Raw genomic sequence first — 22,799 nt, forward strand, 5'->3', positions numbered from 1 at the left:
TTTTTCACATTCATTTGTTTTTAAGATAATAAAATAAAAACCATACGGCATGGTTTTGTTCGTCGGTGGCTGCCCTTCGAAAAATTTCTTGAATATACGGGTCATGAACTTGATCGGATATATCTAAATAGAAATCAACCGTCTCTTGTTCATCCTTGAAGGCAAATTTTAATCCTTTTCGCAAAGTGTCTGGACATTCCTCACTAATTTTTGGGTTAGGCTCTCTTCCCGTTAATTGTGTATATACCTGTGAAAATTGTTGGAAGTGCTTTATTTCATCCTTTCTAATTTCGAGAATTTGTTTTCTTTCCTTCTCAGAATGAGTCATCTTTGACAGTTTTTCATAACAATGAATCGCACTAAATTCTCCGTTAATCGCCTTTTTAATATTTGAAACTAGTTGAGTGGGTTCTCTATTGGCTTGAGTAAAAGGAACATGATTTTGGTTCATCGCTCATTTTCACCTCCTATAAGCACTTTAAGGTATTCTACGAAAAGAAGGGAAATGGAGTGCAAGTAAAAAAATGGATTATTTTTACAGAAAAAGTTTGACAATTTTGTGAACAAACATAAAATAGAATATATAGGAGGGTGATGAAGCATGAAGAATGATATGGTGAAAAACCTGGCAATTGTGAGATTACTTTCAGGAATTGGATTAACAATTGGGTTCATTTCTTTTTTTATCAGTCTTTTTGTAAACGGTTTCAACGGAGAGAATTTATTTTTATTAGTTAGTTTAAGTATTATGGCTGCATCCATGATGATTTTCGGTTTTTTTCATTTCTTATTTCTGATGGAAACTGCGAATCTGTCAAGAAGGATGGAATGAGTTCTGATTATGATATAAATAAAAAGGCACAAGCTTTCAAAGCTCATGCCTTTTTATTTTGGATGGGATATGTAGGGATCGAACCTACGACCTGCTGATTAAGAGTCAGCTGCTCTACCAACTAAGCTAATATCCCGTGAACATTTTCTATATTAACATACTGAAATAGCTTGTCAAGATTTTATGGAAAAAATTATTTTTTGTATAAAAAAAGGAAGAAGAGTCAATTGACCCATTCCTCCTAATTTCATCAGTCCCCATCAAACATATTAAAGATGCCTTTTAGTACACTGCCTTCATCTGTAGATCCACCTCGGTGTGGTGCTGCGGCAAAGACGCGGCTGGCAAGGCGACTAAAAGGAAGTGATTGAATCCAAACTGTCCCAGGTCCACGTAGGGTAGCAAAGAATAGACCTTCACCACCGAATAAGGCGGTTTTAATTCCACGTACCATTTCAATATTATAATCAACACCGCTTGTCATAGCCACTAAACAACCGGTATCGACTCTTAACGTTTCGCCTGGAGCAAGTTCCTTCTTATGTAATGTTCCTCCAGCATGAACAAAAGCCATTCCATCTCCTTCAAGCCTTTGCATAATAAATCCTTCACCGCCAAAGAATCCGGCACCAATTTTGCGCTGGAATTCGATGCCAACGGAAACTCCTTTAGCTGCAGCTAAAAAGGCATCCTTTTGACAAATAATTCTTCCACCTAATTCACTTAAATCTAATGGGATGATACTCCCTGGATAAGGAGCGGCAAAGGAAACGTGACTTTTTCCATGACCCTGATTCGTAAATGCTGTCATGAATAAGCTTTCCCCAGTAAGAACGCGCTTTCCGGCACTAAAAAGCTTTCCCATTAAGCCGCTGCCAGAGCCATTGCTGCTGCCGTCACCAAAGATGGTTTCCATTTGGATATTATCCTCCATCATCATTAATCCGCCAGCTTCAGCGATAACGGTTTCTTGAGGATCCAATTCCACTTCGACAAATTGCATATCATCACCGTATATCTTGTAATCAATCTCGTGGTTATTCATGTTTTATCCTCCATTATTCGGATTGTTTCTTTCATATTCATTTTAAAAGAAAATGATGATTATAGCTATGAGAAGTTGCTTGAAAATCATCAAACGATTATCATCGAAGAGGTGAAAATTGAAATTTTTCCAGTTTAAAGATAGGATGAGTAATTTTGCAAACAATGGAGGAAAATAAGAGTAAATTAATTTCCTTTGACGGATATGAGATTTAATGGTAGTATAACAAATACCGACAAAAACTATCAGGATTAGGGGGATTTACATGAAAAAGCTATCACTATTTTTCGTATTGCTCTTAAGTTTTACACTTGTATTAGCTGCATGTGGTACGAATGATGATAAAGATACAGCAGACAAAGCTGAGAAGAAGACGGAAAGCAATGGAGATTTACTTGCAAAGATTAAAGATGAAGGCAAGATTTTAATTGGTACTGAGGGTACATATCCGCCATTCACTTATCATGATGATAATGGTAAGCTTACTGGATTTGATGTTGATATTGCAAACGAAGTAGCAAAACGTCTTGGAGTAAAGCCAGAATACAAAGAAACTCAATGGGATGCCATGTTTGCTGGATTAGATGCAAAGCGTTTTGACATGATTGTTAATGAAGTTGGAATTCGTCCAGACCGTCAAGAAAAATATGATTTCTCAACTCCATATATTACATCTAAAGCAGTTCTTATTACGAATAAAAGTAATAAGGACATCAAGAGCTTTGATGACTTAAAAGGAAAAAAATCAGCTCAATCACTTACAAGCAATTATGGAGATATGGCGAAATCCTTTGGGGCAGAGCTAGTTGGAGTTGAAGGGTTTAACCAAGCAGTTGAATTGCTTTCTTCTAACCGTGTAGAAGCAACGATTAATGACAATTTAACTTATTTAGATTACAAGAAGAAAAAACCAGATGCTCCAATTAAAGAAGTAGCGATTCACAAAGATGCTTCTCAAAGTGGAATCATGTTCAGAAAGGGTAGCGATACTCTTGTAGCTGCAGTTAATGATGCTTTAGCGGACATGATTGATGATGGTACGTATTTAAAAATATCTAAGAAATGGTTTGGTGAAGATGTACTTAAGTAGTATATTTGCAGACCCTGAGAGATTAGACCGATTAGTGACAATAGCACAAAGTTCCCTTCTCCCTTTGGTGAAGGGAGCTCTTTTGTATACTATTCCACTCACACTTATTTCTTTTGTTTTGGGATTAGTACTTGCCGTATTAACTGCTTTAGCAAGAATTTCTGGAATTAAAATATTGGAAATTATTGCGCGTGTGTATGTGTCCGTCATTCGCGGTACTCCATTATTAGTGCAATTATTTATTTTATTCTATGGGTTACCAACAATTGGAGTCGTAATTGATCCTTTTCCAGCTGCTATTCTCGGCTTTTCATTGAGCGTAGGGGCATATTCCTCTGAAATTATTCGCGCTGCGATTCTTTCCATTCCAAAGGGGCAATGGGAAGCTGGATATTCGATTGGAATGAGCTATGCACAAACGATGAGAAGAATTATTTTGCCACAGGCAGCTCGAGTTTCAGTTCCACCGCTATCCAATTCTTTTATTAGCTTAGTCAAGGATACTTCGCTAGCTTCCTTGATATTGTTAACGGAAATGTTCAGAAAAGCACAGGAGATTGCTTCAACTAACTATGAATTTCTTTTACTCTATAGTGAAGCTGCACTTTTATATTGGATTATCTGTTTCTTCCTATCTATTGCTCAAGGAAAACTAGAATCTCGATTTGATCGTTATGTTTCAAGATAAGTGGGGAGGGAATAACATGATTTCAATTAAAGGACTTCATAAGAAATTTGATCAATTAGAGGTATTAAAAGGGATTGATCTTAATGTTGAAAAAGGGAAGGTCATTGTTATTATTGGGCCATCTGGTTCTGGAAAAACAACCATGTTGCGCTGTTTGAATTTATTGGAGGAGCCAACTTCAGGCATCATTTCAATCGAGGACCAAGTGCTTGATTTTTCAAAGAAAATTGATAAAAAGCAAATCCCTGTTTTTCGGCGCTTAACAGGAATGGTATTTCAAGGATATAATCTTTTTCCCCACAAAACAGCTTTGGAAAACGTCATGGAGGGTCCTATGACGGTTAAAAAAGAAGCAAGGGATGCAGCACGAAAGAGAGCAGAACTATTGTTGAAGAAGGTTGGCTTAGGAGATAAGCTTGATTTCTATCCATTTCAGCTTTCAGGAGGTCAACAACAGCGTGTTGGAATTGCAAGGGCCTTAGCCATGGAGCCAAAGGTAATGCTTTTTGATGAACCAACCTCAGCTCTTGACCCTGAGCTAGTCGGGGAAGTTTTGAAGGTCATGAAGGATTTAGCCGATGAGGGAAAAACGATGATTGTCGTTTCTCATGAAATGCGCTTTGCTCAAGAGGTTGCCGATGAAGTAATCTTTATGGATGGCGGGGTTATCATCGAAAGGGGTAATCCGGAGCAAATATTTACCAACCCGAAAGAAGAACGAACAAAACAGTTCTTAAATTTAATCCAATAATTTTAAAAATACTCGTTTTCCAAAGTGGAGCGAGTATTTTTTATTGTATAGCTCAAAATAGTGATGAATATTATTTAAAGGGAAAAACAACGATCTATATTAGTTGACAAAACAAGCTATTCATCATTATAGTTAAAAACGTTAATAGTTAAATGATTTAACAAATATGAAGGTTGTGAAGTCTATGGAGGAAGAACGTATAAAAGAGCTTATCAACCGTTATACGCAAGTCTCGTTTATCGTCGCGAAAAGAGCAGGGGCGTTGATAAAAGGGCAAATGGCGAATGATTTGACTGATGATCAGTTTTACATACTGCGGCATATCCATCGATCTTCGAAAATAACATCAACAGAGCTTGCAGAGATTTTTGAAGTGAAGAAAAGTGCCATAACTGCGATTATTAATCGCCTTGTAGATAAAGGATTAGTTGAGAGAAAGCGGGATCCCGCTGATCGTCGTATCGTTTACTTATCTTTATCAAAAACGGGGAGTGAGCTTTTTGCGAAAACAGAAAAGAAAATTAACCGCTTAGTCGCTATGTTTTTAAAGAACTTGGAGGCAGATGAAATCGAAGCATTTTTGCATACGTATGAAAAGCTTTCGGATATTTTATTGGACATTAAGGAAGATAACCTGGAGGAAAAATGATGAGAGCGATAATTAAAGGAAAATGGTTTATTTTGCTAGCTTGGATGGCTGTTGTGGCAATTCTTATGTTCACAGCCCCGAATATGGCGAATCTTGTTCGTGAAAAAGGAGATCTTAATGTACCTGATAATTATTCCTCTGCTCAGGCACAAAACATTTTAGATAAAATGAAGAATGCAGATGAATCTCAGGTTGCTTTGATTTTTCATAGTGACAAAAAGCTAACTGGGGACAGACTGGATGAAGTTAAAAAAGCGATAGATAAGCTTGAAGCAAATAAAGATCAATTAGGAATTACAGAAATAACGTCTTCTTTAAAAGAAAAGGATTTAGAATCACAGCTGGTTTCAAAGGACCAAAGGGCTATTTTAACAGCACTAACAGTAGAACTGGGAGACAAAAGTGCGAAAAAGGAAACCAACCTACTCTATAAAACTTTAAAAGATATTAAAGTGGATCACTATTTTACTAGCAGTTGGATGATTGGCGAAGATTTAAACGATAATGCACAGGCAGGACTGAAGAAAACTGAAGGAATTACCGTTGTCTTTATTTTAGCCGTGCTGCTTTTAGTCTTCCGTTCCGTTATCGCTCCTTTTGTGCCATTAATTACGGTTGGTTTTACGTATTTGGCATCACAATCAGTAGTTTCCTTTTTAGTAGACAAGGTTAATTTTCCAATCTCTTCATATACTCAGATATTCCTTGTCGCCGTGCTATTTGGCCTTGGAACGGATTACTGTATTTTATTATTAAGCCGTTTTAAAGAGGAATTTTCAAGACATGAAACGTTAACAGATGCAATTGTTGAAACATACCGTACTGCGGGAAAAACGGTCCTCTTTAGTGCGGTTGCGGTTATGATTGGGTTTTCTGCGATTGGGTTATCAACGTTTAAATTATATCAATCTGCTGCAGCAGTCGCTATTGGCGTAGCTATTCTTCTTGTGGCTCTTGCGACAATTGTCCCATTCTTTATGTCGGTATTAGGTAGGAAAATGTTTTGGCCATCTAAGGGACAGCTTGAGCATAAGGAAAGTAAACTATGGGGTACGATAGGACGTTTTGCACTTGCCCGTCCCATCATTACATTACTGATTGTTGCCTGCGTCACGGTCCCTTTTCTAGTAACCTATGATGGGACATTATCTTATAACTCTTTAGAAGAAGCAGGAGATAACTCTCCCGCAGTAAATGCCTTCAATTTAATTGCGGATAGCTTTGGACCAGGTCAGTCCATGGCGGCACAGGTTGTCATAAAAAATGATGATGCGATGAATAATTCAGAGTATATTAGCCTAGCTGAAAAAATTACGCAAGAATTGAATAAATTAGATGAGGTTGATAAGGTACGTTCTGTCAGTCGTCCACTCGGAGACCAAATTGATGATTTATTCGTTTCTAATCAGGCTAAAACTTTAGGGGATGGCTTGGGTAAGGGGAATGATGGAATTCAAAAAATCAGTAATGGGCTTCATCAAGCTGGAACTGAAATGACTAAATCCGTTCCGAAGCTGAATCAAGCAACGGACGGCATTAATGGCTTGATTAGCGGAACAAATCAATTGCAATCCGGTATGGGTGGGCTGCAAATGGGTTTAAGTCAAATTGAAGATGGGATTCGCAAAGGCTCTATGGGCTCAGATGAAGCGAAAAAAGGGTTAGAGGAGATTCGAGCGAATGCCGTAAAATTACAAGCTGGAAGTGAACAACTTTTAGCTGGTTATGAAGAGGCAGCAGGCGGACTTTCTGTCATTGAAAATAAATATGAAGAGGTGGCAAACGGCTTAGCAAGTTTGTCAAAAGGCTTAAGTGGAGCCATGCAAGCTTTCCCTAGCCTTGAAAGTGATGCCAGGTACGAGGGGTTAAGTTCAGATCAAAGATATCAAGCTATTAAAGGTGCTATGCAGCAGGCACAAGCCACCACTTCCCAGTTATCTGCAGGCATGTCGCAATTAAATCAATCTCTTGCTGGAGCAACTGCTGGGGTAAAAAAAGCTAATCAGTCATTTGCGAAAATTACAAGCGGACAGAAGGCATTAAATAATGGAATGACCCAATTGATTGCAGGACTTGATCAGCTAGAAAAAGGATTAACAGCAGCTGCCAATGGTCAAAATCAAGTTATTGGGAAGCTTCCGCAGGTATCTAACGGCTTGTCCAGTATCAACGACGGTCAACAACAGTTATTGGATGGTTTCGCTAACATAGGAGATCAAATGACTGATTTGACCGATGGACTAAACCAAAGTGCAAATGGTTTAGATGAGGTCCATAAAGGGATAGGAAGTGCACAGGATTACTTATCAAAGCTTTCTACTGCTGATGGAAACACAGTAGGAATGTATATTCCAGATGAATTGCTGACAAGTAAAGATTTTGCTAAAGTACTAGATACGTATATGTCAGCTGATCATAAAGTCATGACAATGGATATCATCTTTAAAGAAAATCCTTATTCTAATGAGGCCATTAATAACATTCCAACAATAAAATCTACAATTGATCGCGTAACAAAGGGTACGAAGCTTGAAAATGCAACCATCGCGGTAGGAGGAATTACAAGCACTAATGCGGATCTACGAACAATATCAAATAATGACTATTCCCGTACGGTCATGCTCATGTTAGTAGGAATTGGGATAATCCTTTTCTTCTTGCTTCGTTCATTCGTGATGCCACTATATTTATTGGTATCGTTGGTTTTAACTTATTATACGTCTATGGCGATAAGCGAATTAATTTTTGTTAATATTCTCGGCTATGAAGGGATAGGTTGGGCAGTTCCATTTTTCGGCTTTGTCATTCTGATTGCACTTGGAATCGATTATAGTATCTTCTTAATGGATCGCTTTAATGAATATAAAGAGATGCCGGTTCGTGATGCCATCTTGCATTCGATGAGAAAAATGGGTACCGTCATTATTTCGGCAGCCGTAATTTTAGGGGGAACATTTGCAGCGATGATGCCATCAGGTGTCCTTTCTCTCTTACAAATTGCAACGATTGTTCTGGTCGGTTTATTCCTTTATGGATTTATCATTTTGCCGCTATTTATTCCAGTAATGGCAAAATTATTCGGCAAGGCCAATTGGTGGCCATTTATTAACAAAAACTTTAAATAAGTGAAAATAAGGCTGTCCACTAAAGCTATGTATCGTTGGCTTTGGGGGGCAGTTTTTTTATATTTACACTGGAGTATGAGAGAGAGAAAGCTGATTTTCATCAAGAATGAAGTAGTAACTCGTATCCATCGATGAGAAATGCTCCTTTTATATAGGAAATTGAGTTGATTTTTACAAAAAAGGTTTCATTATGGATTCTCAGGGATATCTCTCTATGAAAAATAAGATAGAAAAAGACGTTTATTCGCGAAAATAAGAATTTATTCGCGACTTTCAGGAAAATATTCGCGACTTTTAAAATTTATTCGCGAAAACGGGGCTTTTATTCGCGATTGCTAAATTTGTTCGCGGTCCCTCACATTTGTTCGCGATTTTTGGATTTTGCTCGCGAAAATAAAGTTTTATTCGCGAAAATTACGATTTTCTCGCGATTCTTCAAAAATACTCGCGATTTCATTCATTTTTTATTGCGAAGAAGAGGGGTGCACAGCACTTATTCGCGAAAATGAAATTTTATTCGCGACTTTCAGGAAAATATTCGCGACTTTTAAAATTTATTCGCGAAAACAGGACATTTATTCGCGATAGCTAAATTTGTTCGCGATCTCCCACATTTATTCGCGATTGCTAAATATATTCATGGTCCCTCACATGTTAAAGAGCCAATAAAACGACAATCCATAGACTTATATGGAGAGATGACGCTTTTGGCTCTTTTTTCGTTTATTGATTTGTATCAGTTTTCGCTTTTTGATCTTTATTTCTCTTATTTCCTTTGCTGTTATCGCCAGAGATTTCTTGAGAAAATTCTGTTTGCCTATTTTCTGCTTTTGGCGAATTTTGATTTTTGCTTCCTTTGTTCGATATTTTTGTCATATCTCACCAAACTCCTTTTTATTATTGAACAGTAATAGTTTGGTGTTTATAGGCAAAGAATATGTAGAAATCTTATAATAAGTCATTAACATGATAGACTTGGCCACTCTTATAATCATCCTTTAAAACAAATTGTATTAAAGCATTGGCAACGACTTCCGGGCTTCGCAGCATTCCTTCTTTTTTATAATCTTGAAATTGTTCTAGTAAATGAAAAGCGTCTTTTGAGGAAGAACGAATGGCTGATTGCATCTCTGTATCCATTATGCTGGGATTGAAGGCAAGGATTTTATGTTTCCCTTCGGATATTTCCTGTTCAAGGGCAAAGGTTTGTGAAAACATATTGATTCCTGCCTTCGTACTACAATAGGCACTCCATCCATGAAATGGGCGTTCTGCAGCCCCTGATGTTACATTGATAATGGTTAATGGGGCATTAACCCATTCGAGCATGATATTAGTAATCAGCATTGGAGCCATTAAATTAACTTGAATATTGGAAATCAGGGCTTGAGAATTTAAATGTCCAATGGCTTCAATCGGTTCAACGACACCAGCATTATTAAATAAATAGATGGAATCAAAGCTTGTAGATGTCATAATCTTGCCAATTTGCTGGAACGCATTTTCAATCTCATCTAATTGCGTAAAATCACAAGAGAAAAATTGATAAAATAGCTTTAGCTTTTCCGCAGCTGATTTTAACTGTTTGTTTTCCGTTCTTGAAATGGTGATAACCGCAAATTTCTCTTCCATTAATTTTTCAGTGATCGCATAACCTAGTCCTTTTGAAGCACCTGTGATGATCGCGAGTTTCATTTTGACTTCACCTCGAACTTATTTTTATGAAAAATAATATAATCAATCGCTATTTTAAACTATTATTCTCCTTTTCGTAAAATTTCATTTCGTCCTCAATAAAATTTAAGGTGGATAAAATAACTCCCGCGCTAAAACAAGCAATAGTTAATGGAGAAAGACCAACAACATAATAAAATCCAATCGTACTTATTACCGTCCAGATTAAGCAATAATGCGGCGCCTTCAATCCTTTTTTCATCCTTATCGACGCTTCTTTCTCTAAATTTAAATTTTTCAACTATTTCGTATATTTTAGTGTTATCACTCTTCTATTCGATTTTCAAGATGAAAACATTGATATTTCCGAATTTTTAATTAAATTATCATTGACCCATACTCAGTCAAAATAGGTTGTGTATAAGACTGAAAGGATGGAAATGATGTAAAATATATATCAATATTTCTTACTTCTATCACAATTAATTACTATAGTAATAGTTAAAATATTATTAAGTTTGAAAAGAAAGAGGGAATCATGTGAAGAAATATTTTATTATTATGGCTTGTCTGTTAGTCATTTTAACTGCTTGTGGGAAAAAAGATGATCAACAAGCGGAGCAAACTGATGGCGATATGGCAGCTTTAATTAATGCAAAGATTGAAATGCCAGAAAAAGTGGAAGTTGGCGAAAAGGTTCCAATTGCCGTTCGTGTAACACGGAATGATCAGCCAGTGGATGATGCAGATGAGGTAAAATTTGAGATTTGGATGGATGGCGACAAGGATACAAGTAAAACGGTTGCAGCCAAGCATACAAAGAATGGATTATATCAAATGAACCAAACATTTGAGCATAATGGAACGTATTATATACAATCCCATGTGACGGCACGTAGCATGCATTCCATGCCAAAGCAAGCGATTCAAATAGGAGAAACTGAAGTAACACATGATCACCATAGCACACAGGAAAATCATGACGCTGAGGCAGAACAACATCATCATGGGGATATCACTATTCATTTAATAAAACCTGAGCATTTTCAAGCTAATGTTAAATATAATTTATCCGTTCATATCGAAAAAAGTGAAACTCCAATTAATAATGCTTATGTGAAGTACGAGATATTAAAAGACGGAGAAACGGTTCCTAATTGGGTGATAACTCAATCAGGAAAACAAGGAGAATACATAGGAGAGGTCACCTTTCCCTCTAAAGGAAAATATATGATTAAGATTCATGTTGAAAATAACGAAGGTTTACACGAGCATCAGGAAGAAGCCGTTACGGTTTAATAAAGTATAGAAAACTAGGGGCGAATCGCTTAAAGAAGTGATTCGCTTCTTTTGTCGCAAGGCGGGTCTCCTAATGAAAGGAGAAGAGTCCAAATATATCGCCAAGTTTTTAGCATAAAACTCGTCAATCATCATATTTTACTCTAATATAAAAATAAAGAAAGGTTAAAGGTAGGAATTGAGGATGAAATATAATCATTTATTATTTAAGACGTCAATTGGAAAGGAAAAGCCTGATAGTATTCGCAACAAAGAGATAAGTTGCCCCTTTTGTGCAACCAATCAGCTAAATGGAATCATCGATGTGTATGACTCGATGATTTTACTGAAAAATAAATATCCTGTGTTGGAGGATTCTTTTCAAACGGTATTAATTGAAACGGATGATTGTCATGGAGAAATCTCCCGTTATTCTAAGGAATATTTAATGAAATTATTACAGTTTGGCATTCGACATTGGCTTGCAATGGAAGAGAGCGGGGAATATCAATCAGTTCTTTTTTTCAAAAATCATGGTCCGTTATCTGGTGGCTCGATTGCCCACCCACATATGCAAATTGTGGGTTTAAAGGAGATTGATTACAAGGAAAATGTGCATCCTAGGGATTTTGAAGGATTTTTGATTCATGAAGAAGAAGGGGTCACTTTCAAGATTTCTGATCAGCCTCGGATTGGATTTACGGAAATGAATGTGAAAATGAATGATTTAAGAGGAATTCAGCATTTTGCCTTTTTTTTGCAAATTGCGACCCATTATACGCTAAATGCATTTCCTTATCATTGTTCCAGTTATAATATCTTTTTTTATCATATGGATCATCAAATCTTTGCAAAGATTGTCCCGCGATTTGTAACCACCCCTATTTATATCGGATACTCCATTCCGCAAGTCCCAGATAATCTGGAATGGATGGTTCATGATATCCAAAAGAAATATTTTATATGATGATGGTGATCGTGATCTATGTATGATATGAAAATGTAATAATACCCATTCACTAAAAAAAGTTGTGCTTTGTCCATATTAAAAATATAATGATGAGTTGTAGTAATATTTTTTTACGTGAAACCATTCCTCTATTGTTTGATTTGTTAATAAATCACAATGGTTTAAACATTTTAGGATATAATAGGTACATGAAAATGGTTTTCTCATCGAAGGAGTTTAAAGCATGGCTTCAAATAAGAATATACAATCCCGATTGGATTTCAGTTTAATCTTTATTTTACTTTTATTATTTTTGGCAAGCTGTATTGCTATTTATAGTGCGCAAACAACAGGACAATATAAGGATAATTTCCTCATAAAACAGATTCTCTGGTATATCGCCAGTACGGGAATTATTGCCGCTGTTATTACTCTTGATTCTGAACAGCTTAGGAAGCTGACTTGGTATGTCTATGGTTTTGGGTTGTTTTTGCTTGCGTTTTTAATTATCGCTCCAAGCAGTATTGCCCCTGTTATTAACGGGGCGAAAAGTTGGTATAAAGTTCCTGCTATGGGATCGCTTCAGCCTTCTGAATTTGTTAAAGTATTTATTATTTTGGCGCTCGCCCGAATTATTGATGAACACCATCAAAAGAACCGGGTAAAGACGTTGAAAACTGATTTTTGGTTGCTTGTGAAAATTGGCATTGTTACCTTTATTCCCTTACTGCTTGTTATGCAGCAGCCGGATTTAGGGACTTCTCTTGTATTTATTGCGATAATGGTGGGAATGATTTTTATTTCCGGTATTTCATGGAAAATATTGACGCCGATTTTTGGCTTTGGAATTATGCTGATATCGACTATTTTTTATTTTGTTCTTGCGAAGCCGGAAATTTTAGAAAAATACTTAGGGGTAAAAGAATATCAATTTGGTCGCATTTATTCCTGGTTAGATCCCTATAACTATCAAAGCACAACAGGATTTCAATTAACAAAATCGCTCCTTGCGATCGGGTCTGGTGAAACAGCAGGTAAAGGATATGGGACAAGAGAGGTTTATTTACCAGAGAGTCATACGGATTTCATTTTCACCGTTATCGGCGAGCAATTTGGTTTTATTGGGGCCAGTGTAGTCATTAGTTTATTCTTTCTTTTGATTTACCACATTACAAAAGTTGGAATGGGTACGAAGAATCAATATAATTCCTACATTTGTGTGGGGGTTATCAGTATGATCACCTTCCACGTCTTTCAAAATATTGGCATGACGATTGGTTTATTGCCGATTACGGGAATTCCGCTTCCTTTTGTTAGTTATGGAGGCAGCTCGCTATGGGGGAATATGCTGGCGATTAGCCTCATTTTCTCGATTCGGTATCATTATAAAAAGTATATGTTTGCAAGCAGTGATTAAAGGGTGAGGCTTTCTCCTCTCTTTAATCATTGCTTTTCTTATTACCATAGTTGTTGAACTTATCGGACCTTTACAGACAGTTGATCTCCCACTTATATTCTTCGTATTCTCAAGAATCTTGAAGTGGGAGTCAAAATGTCTGTTAAGAGTGGGATAAAATGAATAGCGAAAGAAATGAAAAGAACCTGTGGGGACAGGTTCTAAAAAAGGGGGGCTCCTAATAGGGGAAAGGAGCTATCTATTTCAAAGTTAAGAGATCATTATTTAACCAATAATTTTTCGATATCATCAAGCATTAGATTTGCAGCGAGTACTCCTCCGGCAGTATTCCAAATAGCATCACTTACTTGGTATGCTTTTCCATTTTTCACTGCATTTAAATTTTTCCATAGGGGATCATTTGTCCATTCTACTTCTGTATCAACAGCTGACTTATCTCCTTCAGGTGTATAGGTGAAATAGAAGAGAAGGTCTCCATCCATTTTAGGAATCATTTCTTTTCCTACTTCAATAGCGAGATTACCGAGTTTGTTATCAGCAGTGAAAAGCTCTTCTTGCGCCTTAGGACGCTTAAATCCTAATTCATTAAAGATGATTCCAGAGAAGGAATCGGTGTAATAAATTCGGGCGTTGCCTGCTAGGAAACGAACAACAGAAACCTCTTGGTTCACCTGAGTTCCCAGTTTTTCTTTTACATCAGTTACATGCTGGTCAAATTGACTAAGAACTTCATTTCCTTTATCTTCACGATTTAAAGCTTTGGCATACAACTTAAAGTTATCCTTCCAATCTCCTCTTAAAGTTTCAGAGAATATCGTGGGAGCAATGGCATTTAATTTATCATAGAGCGCTTCCTGACGCATTTTATTGCCGATAATTAAATCAGGATGTAAGGAGGCAATTTTTTCAAGATTTACTTCACTTTCCGTTCCAACTACCGCTACGCCATCCATTTTATTTTTAATATGGTCATACCAAGGATTTCCTAACCAAGATTGAACCGCACCAACAGGCTTAATGCCTAATGCCAATAGGGCTTCAGTTCCTTCATTGGTTAAAATTACGACTCTTTTTGGTGTTTGTTTGATTGTGGTTGTTCCCATTGCGTGTTTAACTGTATAGGCTGAATTATTGTTTGTATCTTTTGCATTTTGCCCATCAGAATTATTTCCACAAGCGGCTAATACAAATACCGCCAATATAGAAATAATAGAAAATAATGATTTAATGATTTTCACGTTAGATCCTCCTAAAGTTGTTGTAATTGATAATCATTTTCGATTACGAAATTAATCATAATTTGAAGGAACTGCATTGTCAACTACTAATTGAAAATGATTTTCAAAGTCATTGACATAAATGGCTTGTTAAAATAGACTAAAAGTGAAATAGTCAAGTTATTTATCATCAAGACGAGGGAAAGGTAAAGAAATATGTTATTAAAGAGTAATGCACAGCGATTGCTTGGATTAATACTAGCAGGGTTCATCTTACTATTATTAATGTGTGCAAGTATTATATACGGTTATACTAATACAACTTGGAAAATGGCATGGGAAGCATTTACAAATAATAATGGCACCAATCAACAAATTATTATTCAAACAGTCAGATTTCCACGAGCCCTCATTGCTACAGCTGTTGGTAGTAGCCTTGCAATATCTGGAGTTCTGATGCAAACCCTGACCAAAAATCCTTTAGCATCGCCTGGAATTTTTGGTGTTAACGCAGGTGCCAGTTTTGCCGTTGTTATTGCCGTCACTTTATTTTCGGTATCGAGCCTACAATCAACAGCATGGTTTGCATTTTTGGGGGCAGCAGTTGCTGCTCTTGGAGTCTATACAATTGGCACTGTTGGCAGAGGGGGGTTAACCCCGATGAAGTTAACGTTAGCCGGAGCTGCTATGGCAGCAATGCTTTCTTCTTTTTCACAAGGCTTTCTAGTATTGAATGATGCAGTGCTCGATCAAGTTTTGTTTTGGCTGGCTGGGTCTGTTCAAGGGAGAAAATTAGAAGTATTGATTGCTACTCTCCCGTATTTCGGTATTGGCTTTCTTGGATCATTATTGATTTCATCGAAAATGAATGTGTTAGCAATGGGAGAGGATGTAGCCAAAGGATTAGGGTTAAGAACAGGAATGGTCAAAATGGCTGTTGCCATCATCGTTATTCTTCTTGCCGGTAGTTCAGTTGCGACAGCAGGACCTATTGCATTTATTGGCATTGTTATTCCGCATGTCACAAGGTCGATTGTGGGAATCGATCACAGATGGGTCATTCCTTATGCAGGAATTCTTGGGGCAATCCTTCTTTTAATTGCTGACATTTTAGCGAGATATGTGATTATGCCGCGTGAGGTGCCGGTAGGGGTAATGACTGCCATCATTGGGACTCCATTCTTTCTTTATATTGTAAGAAGGGGGTTCAATGGAAAATGAGACAGTATAAAAGCCTGAGAATTTTTAAGGGAAGGCTTTCGTTTTTAATCGATAAAAGAGCGACAAGAACTTTTTGGGTAATGCTCATAGTGACAGTAGCTGTTTTTATATTAAGCATAGGGCTGGGAGAAATGAATCTAACTCCTCTAACCGTATTAAAAGTTCTTTTTGGTGGGGGAAATGATATGGACAAACTTGTTGTTTTTTCCTTTCGTTTGCCGAGAATTATCGTTGCTTTATTAGTGGGGATATCCCTAGCTGTTTCAGGCGGGATTCTTCAAGGGATGATTCGTAATCCACTAGCTTCACCGGATATACTAGGAATTACAGGCGGAGCAGCCGTAGCAGTGGTAAGTTTTCTCGCCATGTTCAGTGATTCTAATCATGCATTAACGGTAAGTATTAAATGGTTGCCATTAGCTGCTTTTATCGGGGCTGCAGTTGTGTCACTGCTGGTTTACCTTCTTGCTTGGAAAAATGGAGTGACGCCTATAAGGCTTGTTTTGATTGGGATTGGCTTATCCATGCTCATGCAGGCATTAACAACATTATTTATGATTTTAGGGCCAATTTATCAAGCAAGTCAGGCAAATATATGGATAACAGGAACGGTAAATAGCGCGTCTTGGGAAAATATAGGAATGCTCCTTCCTTGGACATGCATTCTTATCCTTATGACTTTTGCTATGATGAGAAAGATTAATATACAGGAGCTTGGAGATGAAATTGCAACAGGAGTCGGCAGCAATATTGGGCGAGGGCGATTCTTCCTTTTAATGATTAGTACTGCCTTAATAGGGGGTGCTGTAGCCTTTGCAGGTGGAATCGGATTTGTTGGTTTAATGGCTCCACATATGGCAAGAAGGCTTGTCGGTTCTTCGTATGGAGCCTTATTACCAGTATCGGCATTAATTGGTGGAATTCTCGTAATGATTGCGGATTTAGTTGGAAGAACTTTGTTTTCACCTTTGGAAATCCCCGCTGGTGTTTTTACATCGGGTATCGGTGCTCCTTACTTCATCTATTTGCTGTTTAAAACGAGAAATGCCTAGTATCGAAAAATAGGGGGTTTTCACATGCATGTGATTGAAACTCAGAATTTAACACTATCTTATGGGGATTCCATTATTATAAAGGAATTGGACTTGCAGATTCCAAAAGGGGAAATAACCGTTTTTATTGGTGGAAACGGTTGTGGGAAATCGACTTTACTCCGTTCAATTGCACGGCTGTTAAAGCCAAAAGCGGGGACTGTATTATTGGATGGCAAGGCGATTGCAAAAATGCCATCAAAAGAGGTCGCAAAACAAATGGCGATGCTCCCTCAATCTCCTATTGCACCAGAAGGCTTAACCGTTCTGCAATTAGTAAAGCAAGGAAGATTTCCGTACCAAACCTGGTTAAAACAATGGACGGAAGAAGACGAAATCAAAGTCAATCAGGCACTTCAGGCAACAAGAATGGTGGATTTAAAGGATCGCCTTGTAGATTCACTATCTGGTGGTCAACGACAACGTGCTTGGATAGCCATGACACTTGCACAGGATACGGATATTATTTTATTGGATGAACCTACTACTTATCTTGACATGACTCATCAAATTGAAATTTTAGATTTATTGTTTGAATTAAATGCAAAGGAGAAAAGAACCGTTGTAATGGTTCTTCATGATATCAACCTAGCTTGTCGCTATGCCCATAATATCGTGGCCATTCAAGGAGGAAAAATATATGCGCATGGAAAACCTGAGGCAGTTATTAATAGCAGCTTAGTTAAACATGTTTTTAATTTGGATTGTAAGGTTACGATTGATCCATTATTCGGAACCCCATTGTGTATTCCTTATGGAAAAGGAAGAATTTTATTAAAGGAAGGTGTCGTTAATGGCTCTTGAGCTTCAAGATCATGAGGTTAAGCTTTTAAGCCATTATCGGCTTTCTTTATCGACGAGGGATGCCTCAGAGAGCATCAAAATAGCGGATTTGTTGAATGAGTCCTTCTTAACTCAATACTTACAGGAAATACAAGTGAAGATAGGGGCACCGAATATTCGGGTAGCTGCATCGATCTTTTTCAAACGCTATGCTTATTTATCAGTGCTTTATTTATTGCCTATCACAGCTTGGAATAAGAAACTAAAGCTTGATTTTGATAAAATTTTTATACAGACAAATACGAATGATAAGCATTGGTTTCCAACTTTTTATTTTCAAAAGCTTGAAGTGGAAGAAGCATTAACGAACCGGATTGGGTGGAGAGAGGTTGCAATTAAAGAGTTGTTTGCTGCTCATATCGCCCCTCTGATTAATTTAACTATGAAAATAGCAAAAGTTCCCCAGAATGTTTTGTTGGAAAATATTGCGGTCTATTTATTTTGGCTATATGAGGTCGTCCTAAATCAAATAGAGGCTGAGGAGAGGGTGAAGGAGGACTTTAAGTATGTGATGGAGGAAGCTCCCGGTCCCCTTTTCGGAAACTTTATAGATAATCCTTTCCAACCATTTCAGCAAACGAAGGTTTACATCGGTGAGCTCGATGAATGGGTTCGCCCAAGAAAAACATGCTGCAATTCCTATTTAATCAATCAAAATAGCAGGCGTTGTAAAGTCTGTCCACCATACTGCAAGAATAATTGTCCGATCTAGGAATAAAAAATCGACCATTCAAAAAGCTTTCTCTAAGAAAATTTTTAAAAAATTTTCGAAAATAAAAATATATTCAAATATTGTCAATAAATGATAAAATGTAAGGGAAATCGAGGTTCTTTTCGTTGCCATTTGCTTATGGAGGAGGCTCGTGAAATCTCCAATTGACATTCATTTTTTCAAATAATTTGGTCATGTATTTGAAGGGGGAAACTGAATGGAACAACTTTTAAGAAACTTTTTTCTCTTTTTGTCAAAAAACAAATCTCTTACGAAAATGGCTAAAAAATACGGATTGCGCTTTGGAGCTTCCCGTTTTGTTGCAGGAGAAACAATTGAGCAAGCAGTAAAGGTAATTAAGGATCTAAACAGCAAGGGCCTTGAAGTGACCATTGATTACTTAGGCGAATTTGTTGATAACGAACAAGAGGCAAATGTGATGGCTGATCATTGCATTATTGCCATTGAGGCAATTGGTCGTGAAAAATTAAAATCACAGCTTTCCCTTAAAATGACATCAATGGGCCTAGATATATCCGATGAAGTCGTGATGCGGAATATGTACAGAATCCTTGATGCAGCTACAAAGAATCATATTTTTGTGACCATTGATATGGAGGATTTCACTCGTTTCCAAAAAACGTTAGATATTTTTAAACAGTTAAAATCAGAATACGAAAATATTGGAACGGTTATTCAAGCTTATCTTTATCGAACTGAAAAGGATGTTAGTGACTTAAATGAATTTTCTCCTAATCTTCGCCTTGTAAAGGGTGCCTATAAGGAACCGCCAGAAGTAGCTTTCCCTGAAAAGAAAGATGTCGATGAGAATTATAAAAATATTATTAAAATGCATTTGCTAAATGGAAACTACACGGCAGTTGCATCCCATGATGAAGCGATTATTGAATATACAAAGCAATTGGTAAAGGAAAACCATATTTCAAATGATCAATTTGAATTTCAAATGCTTTATGGAATTCGCAATGAGAGGCAGTTGGAACTAGTACAAGAAGGATATAAAATGCGTGTCTATGTTCCGTATGGGACAGATTGGTATGGCTACTTTATGCGCCGTTTAGCTGAGCGCCCTGCTAATGTGGCATTTGTGCTGAAAGGTATGTTCAAGTAATACATAATAAAAGAAAAGGCTGACGAATGGAAACAATCATCCAAAGTCAGCCATTTTTATCCCACACTTAACGGACAGTAAGACTCCCACTTCAAGATTCTGAGAATACGAAGAAGATAGGTGGGAGATCAACTGTCCGTAAAGGTCCGATAAGTTCAACTAACCATCAGTGGGGGATGAATGGCAGACTAAAAGCGCGACGTCAACACATAAGTCTGCACACTTCACGTCCTGAGCGTTGAAAGCCCCCACTGATGGAAGTTTCACTTTATCCATAACCAGTTATTTTTTAAATTGGTTATTCTGGCTATTTACTTTTCCGCCGTCATCCCTTTCTACAGTTGGACCAGCATTTCCTTTTACGCTTGTTGCACTTACACCAGCTTTAGACGGGTTTTTCTTCAATCGTGCCATCAGTACACCCCCTTTAAAATAACAAAACCATTCATTACTTAATTTTCCCTAATGGAAAATAATTATCAGAAATTGGAATATCCATCATGATTGATGGAACTTTCAAAAAAATTTAAAAATAAGTCATCTGATTATTGCGTAAATTTTTAAAATATTTTATAGTAATTACATAGGTGGAACACATTCATGAATATTTTTTTCGACAAAAAATGAATGAGTATTCATTCAAACACAAAAGGGGGAGAATTAGTTGGTCCAACAAATTAAAAAAGCTGCGGTTCTAGGATCAGGGGTGATGGGATCTGGAATTGCTGCACACTTAGCAAACATTGGGATTCCGACATTGTTGCTAGACATTGTACCTCGTGAATTAACGGACGCTGAAAAAGCGAAAGGATTAACCCTTGAAAATAAGCAAGTGCGCAATCGCATTAGCGCCACTGCACTTCAAAAATTACTTAAGCAAAAGCCAGCACCACTTACCTCAAAGAAAAATCTCGCACTAATTGAACCAGGAAATTTTGATGATGATATGGAGCGTCTTAAAGACGTGGATTGGATTATTGAAGTAGTCGTTGAAAATTTAGCCATCAAGCAACAAATTTTTGAAAAAATCGATCAACATCGGAAAGCAGGAAGCATCGTTAGCTCCAATACCTCAGGAATTTCAGTTGAAGCAATGGCTGAAGGCCGTTCAGAGGATTTTAAAAAGCATTTTTTAGGTACTCATTTTTTCAACCCTCCGCGTTATTTGAAGCTTTTAGAAATTATCCCAACAAAGGCTACAGATCCGGAAGTTGTCTCCTTTATGAAGGAATTTGGTGAGGATGTGCTTGGCAAAGGGGTTGTGGAAGCGAAGGATACACCAAATTTTATTGCCAATCGCATTGGAACTTACGGCTTGCTGATAACCGTACAGGAAATGTTAAAAGGCGGCTATAGTGTTGGGGAAGTTGATTCCGTAACAGGACCAATAATCGGCAGACCAAGAAGTGCAACCTTCCGCACATTAGATGTAGTAGGTCTTGACACTTTTGCTCATGTAGCGAAAAATGTCTACGACCAAGTGGAAGGAAAAGAAAAGGAAGTATTTGAAGTACCAGGATTTATCACGAAAATGCTAGAAAACGGCTGGCTAGGTGCTAAATCCAGCCAAGGATTTTTTGTGAAAAAGGGAAAAGAAATTTTTGAATTAGATCCAGACACATTAGAATACGGTCCTGTGAAAAAATTAAAAACAGCTTCTATTGAGCTAAGCAAACAACAAAAAGGATTAGCAAATAAATTGAAAACGCTACTATATGCAGATGATCGCGCTGGACAATTATTGTGGAAAATCACGACACCTACCCTCATGTATTCTGCTGAGCTATTGGGAACCATTGCTGATGATATCGTTGCGATTGATAACGCAATGAAGTGGGGTTTCGGCTGGCAGCAGGGTCCATTTGAAATTTGGGATGCGATTGGTGTAGAGAAGTCTGTTCAAAAGATGGAACAAGTTGGATTAGTGGTTCCAGCATGGGTGAAAGAGATGCTTGCAACAGGCAACGCTTCCTTCTATAAAGAAGAGGATGGAAAAAAATATTTCTATCAAAATGGTGAATACAAATTAGCTTTTGAAAATCCGAAGGTCATTAATCTTAAAGCATTAAAGAAGCAAAACAAAGTCATTCTGAAAAATAGTGGAGCAAGCCTTATTGATATAGGCGATGGAGTGGCCTTACTTGAATTTACTTCACCAAACAATGCAATTGGACCTGATATTACGCAAATGATTAATTTGGCCATTGACGAAGTTGAGAAGAATTACAAAGGACTCGTGATTGGAAACCAAGGGAAAAACTTCTGCGTCGGTGCCAATCTTGCAATGATTTTAATGGCGGCTCAAGATGATGATATCTTTGAATTAAATGCAACCGTTAAGAGTTTTCAACAAGCTACATTGAAAATTAAATATAGTACAAAACCAGTGGTTGCGGCCCCGTTTGGCATGACTTTAGGTGGAGGTGCAGAAGTTTGTTTACCTGCAGCTCATATCCAAGCCTCTTCCGAAACCTATATGGGACTTGTTGAAACAGGAGTAGGTTTAATTCCTGGTGGCGGTGGTAATAAAGAGCTTTATATTAAGCATTTGAACAGCCTCCCTAATGGAATTGATTTTGATCTTCAATTAGTGGCAAATAAAGTATTTGAATCCATTGCGATGGCAAAGGTATCAGCCTCTGGTGAAGAAGCACGTGACAATAACTTCCTGAACTTTACAGATGGCATTAGTGTAAACCCAGATCATCAATTATATGATGCAAAGCAGGCAGTACTTGGCTTATACGAAGGAGGCTATAAACCACCTGTACGCCGCAAGGTACCGGTTGTAGGGGAAGTTGGTTATGCAACTTTATTATTGGGCGCTCAATCCATGTACTATTCTGGATATATTTCCGAATATGACTTGAAAATTGCCAAAAAACTTGCTTATGTCATTGCTGGCGGTAAGGTGTCATACGGAACAGAGGTCGATGAAGAGTATTTATTGGATTTAGAAAGAGAAGCATTTTTAAGTTTAGTTGCTGAAGCGAAATCTCAACAAAGAATGCAGCATATGCTTGTTAAAGGGAAACCATTACGCAATTAAAAATGAATAGAATAATAGATTTGAGAACAGAAGGAA

General features: G+C 37.4%; 22 protein-coding genes and 1 tRNA gene. 15 read left to right on the top strand and 8 right to left on the bottom strand.

The genetic code is table 11. The features are described from left to right. Window positions 1-10 precede the first annotated feature (10 nt). A complete protein-coding gene (locus ACE38V_RS11800; RefSeq protein ID WP_375841444.1) occupies window positions 11-451 on the bottom strand; it encodes a ferritin-like domain-containing protein in 441 nt (146 codons plus the stop codon). A gap of 150 nt (window positions 452-601) precedes the next feature. Here ACE38V_RS11800 and ACE38V_RS11805 point away from each other — a divergent pair, with 150 nt between their 5' ends. Beyond that, window positions 602-832: a hypothetical protein gene (locus ACE38V_RS11805; protein WP_375841445.1), complete on the top strand. Its 231-nt coding sequence runs from the start codon at window positions 602-604 to the stop codon at window positions 830-832. Between the two features lie 63 nt (window positions 833-895). On the opposite strand, the gene ACE38V_RS11810 is transcribed toward ACE38V_RS11805, so the two are convergent. Then, a tRNA-Lys gene (locus tag ACE38V_RS11810) sits at window positions 896-968 on the bottom strand. Between the two features lie 114 nt (window positions 969-1,082). Continuing rightward, window positions 1,083-1,877: a TIGR00266 family protein gene (locus ACE38V_RS11815; protein ID WP_375841446.1), complete on the bottom strand. Its 795-nt coding sequence runs from the start codon at window positions 1,875-1,877 to the stop codon at window positions 1,083-1,085. A gap of 265 nt (window positions 1,878-2,142) precedes the next feature. Here ACE38V_RS11815 and ACE38V_RS11820 point away from each other — a divergent pair, with 265 nt between their 5' ends. The 5 genes from ACE38V_RS11820 (at window position 2,143) to ACE38V_RS11840 (ending at window position 8,180) form a co-directional block, all read left to right on the top strand. Beyond that, the gene (locus tag ACE38V_RS11820) at window positions 2,143-2,967 is read left to right on the top strand and encodes an amino acid ABC transporter substrate-binding protein (RefSeq protein WP_375841447.1); all 825 of its coding nucleotides are present in this window, start codon (window positions 2,143-2,145) and stop codon (window positions 2,965-2,967) included. Next, window positions 2,954-3,655: an amino acid ABC transporter permease gene (locus ACE38V_RS11825; RefSeq protein WP_375841448.1), complete on the top strand. Its 702-nt coding sequence runs from the start codon at window positions 2,954-2,956 to the stop codon at window positions 3,653-3,655. Before ACE38V_RS11820 ends, ACE38V_RS11825 begins: the two co-directional genes overlap by 14 nt. Window positions 3,656-3,671: 16 nt before the next feature. Beyond that, window positions 3,672-4,406 (top strand): amino acid ABC transporter ATP-binding protein, encoded by a 735-nt coding sequence (locus ACE38V_RS11830; protein WP_375841449.1) that lies wholly within the window; start codon window positions 3,672-3,674, stop codon window positions 4,404-4,406. Window positions 4,407-4,590: 184 nt separating this feature from the next. Further along, a complete protein-coding gene (locus ACE38V_RS11835) occupies window positions 4,591-5,055 on the top strand; it encodes a MarR family winged helix-turn-helix transcriptional regulator (RefSeq protein WP_375841450.1) in 465 nt (154 codons plus the stop codon). After that, window positions 5,055-8,180 carry an MMPL family transporter gene (locus ACE38V_RS11840; RefSeq protein ID WP_375841451.1) on the top strand — a complete coding sequence of 1,042 codons (3,126 nt, stop codon included), beginning with the start codon at window positions 5,055-5,057 and terminating at the stop codon, window positions 8,178-8,180. Before ACE38V_RS11835 ends, ACE38V_RS11840 begins: the two co-directional genes overlap by 1 nt. A 723-nt stretch (window positions 8,181-8,903) precedes the next feature. Here ACE38V_RS11840 and ACE38V_RS11845 read toward each other — a convergent pair. The 3 genes from ACE38V_RS11845 to ACE38V_RS11855 form a co-directional block, all read right to left on the bottom strand. Continuing rightward, window positions 8,904-9,056, bottom strand: coding sequence for a hypothetical protein (locus ACE38V_RS11845; RefSeq protein WP_375841452.1), 153 nt, complete (start codon window positions 9,054-9,056; stop codon window positions 8,904-8,906). Window positions 9,057-9,128: 72 nt separating this feature from the next. Further along, complete coding sequence (locus tag ACE38V_RS11850) at window positions 9,129-9,875, bottom strand: (S)-benzoin forming benzil reductase (protein ID WP_375841453.1); 747 nt, start codon at window positions 9,873-9,875, stop codon at window positions 9,129-9,131. A gap of 49 nt (window positions 9,876-9,924) precedes the next feature. Beyond that, entirely contained in the window at window positions 9,925-10,116 is a 192-nt protein-coding gene (locus tag ACE38V_RS11855; RefSeq protein ID WP_375841454.1) for a hypothetical protein, read from the bottom strand. A gap of 278 nt (window positions 10,117-10,394) precedes the next feature. Between ACE38V_RS11855 and ACE38V_RS11860 the strand changes: the two genes are divergently transcribed. The 3 genes from ACE38V_RS11860 (at window position 10,395) to ACE38V_RS11870 (ending at window position 13,498) form a co-directional block, all read left to right on the top strand. Beyond that, entirely contained in the window at window positions 10,395-11,153 is a 759-nt protein-coding gene (locus ACE38V_RS11860) for a FixH family protein (protein ID WP_375841455.1), read from the top strand. Between the two features lie 184 nt (window positions 11,154-11,337). Then, window positions 11,338-12,099, top strand: coding sequence for a DUF4931 domain-containing protein (locus ACE38V_RS11865; RefSeq protein WP_375841456.1), 762 nt, complete (start codon window positions 11,338-11,340; stop codon window positions 12,097-12,099). 226 nt (window positions 12,100-12,325) lie between these two features. Continuing rightward, window positions 12,326-13,498, top strand: coding sequence for an FtsW/RodA/SpoVE family cell cycle protein (locus ACE38V_RS11870; RefSeq protein ID WP_375841457.1), 1,173 nt, complete (start codon window positions 12,326-12,328; stop codon window positions 13,496-13,498). A gap of 260 nt (window positions 13,499-13,758) precedes the next feature. Here the strand turns inward: ACE38V_RS11870 and ACE38V_RS11875 are convergent, their stop codons facing one another. Next, a complete protein-coding gene (locus tag ACE38V_RS11875) occupies window positions 13,759-14,736 on the bottom strand; it encodes an ABC transporter substrate-binding protein (protein WP_375841458.1) in 978 nt (325 codons plus the stop codon). 195 nt (window positions 14,737-14,931) lie between these two features. Here ACE38V_RS11875 and ACE38V_RS11880 point away from each other — a divergent pair, with 195 nt between their 5' ends. The 5 genes from ACE38V_RS11880 (at window position 14,932) to ACE38V_RS11900 (ending at window position 19,714) form a co-directional block, all read left to right on the top strand. Beyond that, entirely contained in the window at window positions 14,932-15,936 is a 1,005-nt protein-coding gene (locus tag ACE38V_RS11880) for a FecCD family ABC transporter permease (RefSeq protein ID WP_375841459.1), read from the top strand. Further along, window positions 15,933-16,988, top strand: a complete 1,056-nt coding sequence (locus tag ACE38V_RS11885) for a FecCD family ABC transporter permease (protein ID WP_375841460.1) — start codon at window positions 15,933-15,935, stop codon at window positions 16,986-16,988. The genes ACE38V_RS11880 and ACE38V_RS11885 overlap by 4 nt, the downstream gene beginning before the upstream one ends. Before the next feature lie 24 nt (window positions 16,989-17,012). Then, complete coding sequence (locus tag ACE38V_RS11890) at window positions 17,013-17,831, top strand: ABC transporter ATP-binding protein (RefSeq protein ID WP_375841461.1); 819 nt, start codon at window positions 17,013-17,015, stop codon at window positions 17,829-17,831. Next, on the top strand, window positions 17,821-18,582 hold the full coding sequence (locus tag ACE38V_RS11895; RefSeq protein WP_375841462.1) for a hypothetical protein: 762 nt from the start codon (window positions 17,821-17,823) through the stop codon (window positions 18,580-18,582). The genes ACE38V_RS11890 and ACE38V_RS11895 overlap by 11 nt, the downstream gene beginning before the upstream one ends. 217 nt (window positions 18,583-18,799) lie before the next feature. Further along, window positions 18,800-19,714, top strand: coding sequence for a proline dehydrogenase family protein (locus tag ACE38V_RS11900; RefSeq protein ID WP_375841463.1), 915 nt, complete (start codon window positions 18,800-18,802; stop codon window positions 19,712-19,714). A gap of 282 nt (window positions 19,715-19,996) precedes the next feature. On the opposite strand, the gene ACE38V_RS11905 is transcribed toward ACE38V_RS11900, so the two are convergent. Continuing rightward, entirely contained in the window at window positions 19,997-20,128 is a 132-nt protein-coding gene (locus tag ACE38V_RS11905; protein ID WP_375841464.1) for a YuzL family protein, read from the bottom strand. 250 nt (window positions 20,129-20,378) lie between these two features. Between ACE38V_RS11905 and ACE38V_RS11910 the strand changes: the two genes are divergently transcribed. Then, window positions 20,379-22,763 carry a 3-hydroxyacyl-CoA dehydrogenase/enoyl-CoA hydratase family protein gene (locus ACE38V_RS11910; protein ID WP_375841465.1) on the top strand — a complete coding sequence of 795 codons (2,385 nt, stop codon included), beginning with the start codon at window positions 20,379-20,381 and terminating at the stop codon, window positions 22,761-22,763. Window positions 22,764-22,799: the final 36 nt, after the last annotated feature.

It is taken from the genome of Cytobacillus sp. Hz8 (genome assembly GCF_042263505.1).
Classification (GTDB): domain Bacteria; phylum Bacillota; class Bacilli; order Bacillales; family Cytobacillaceae; genus Bacillus_BE.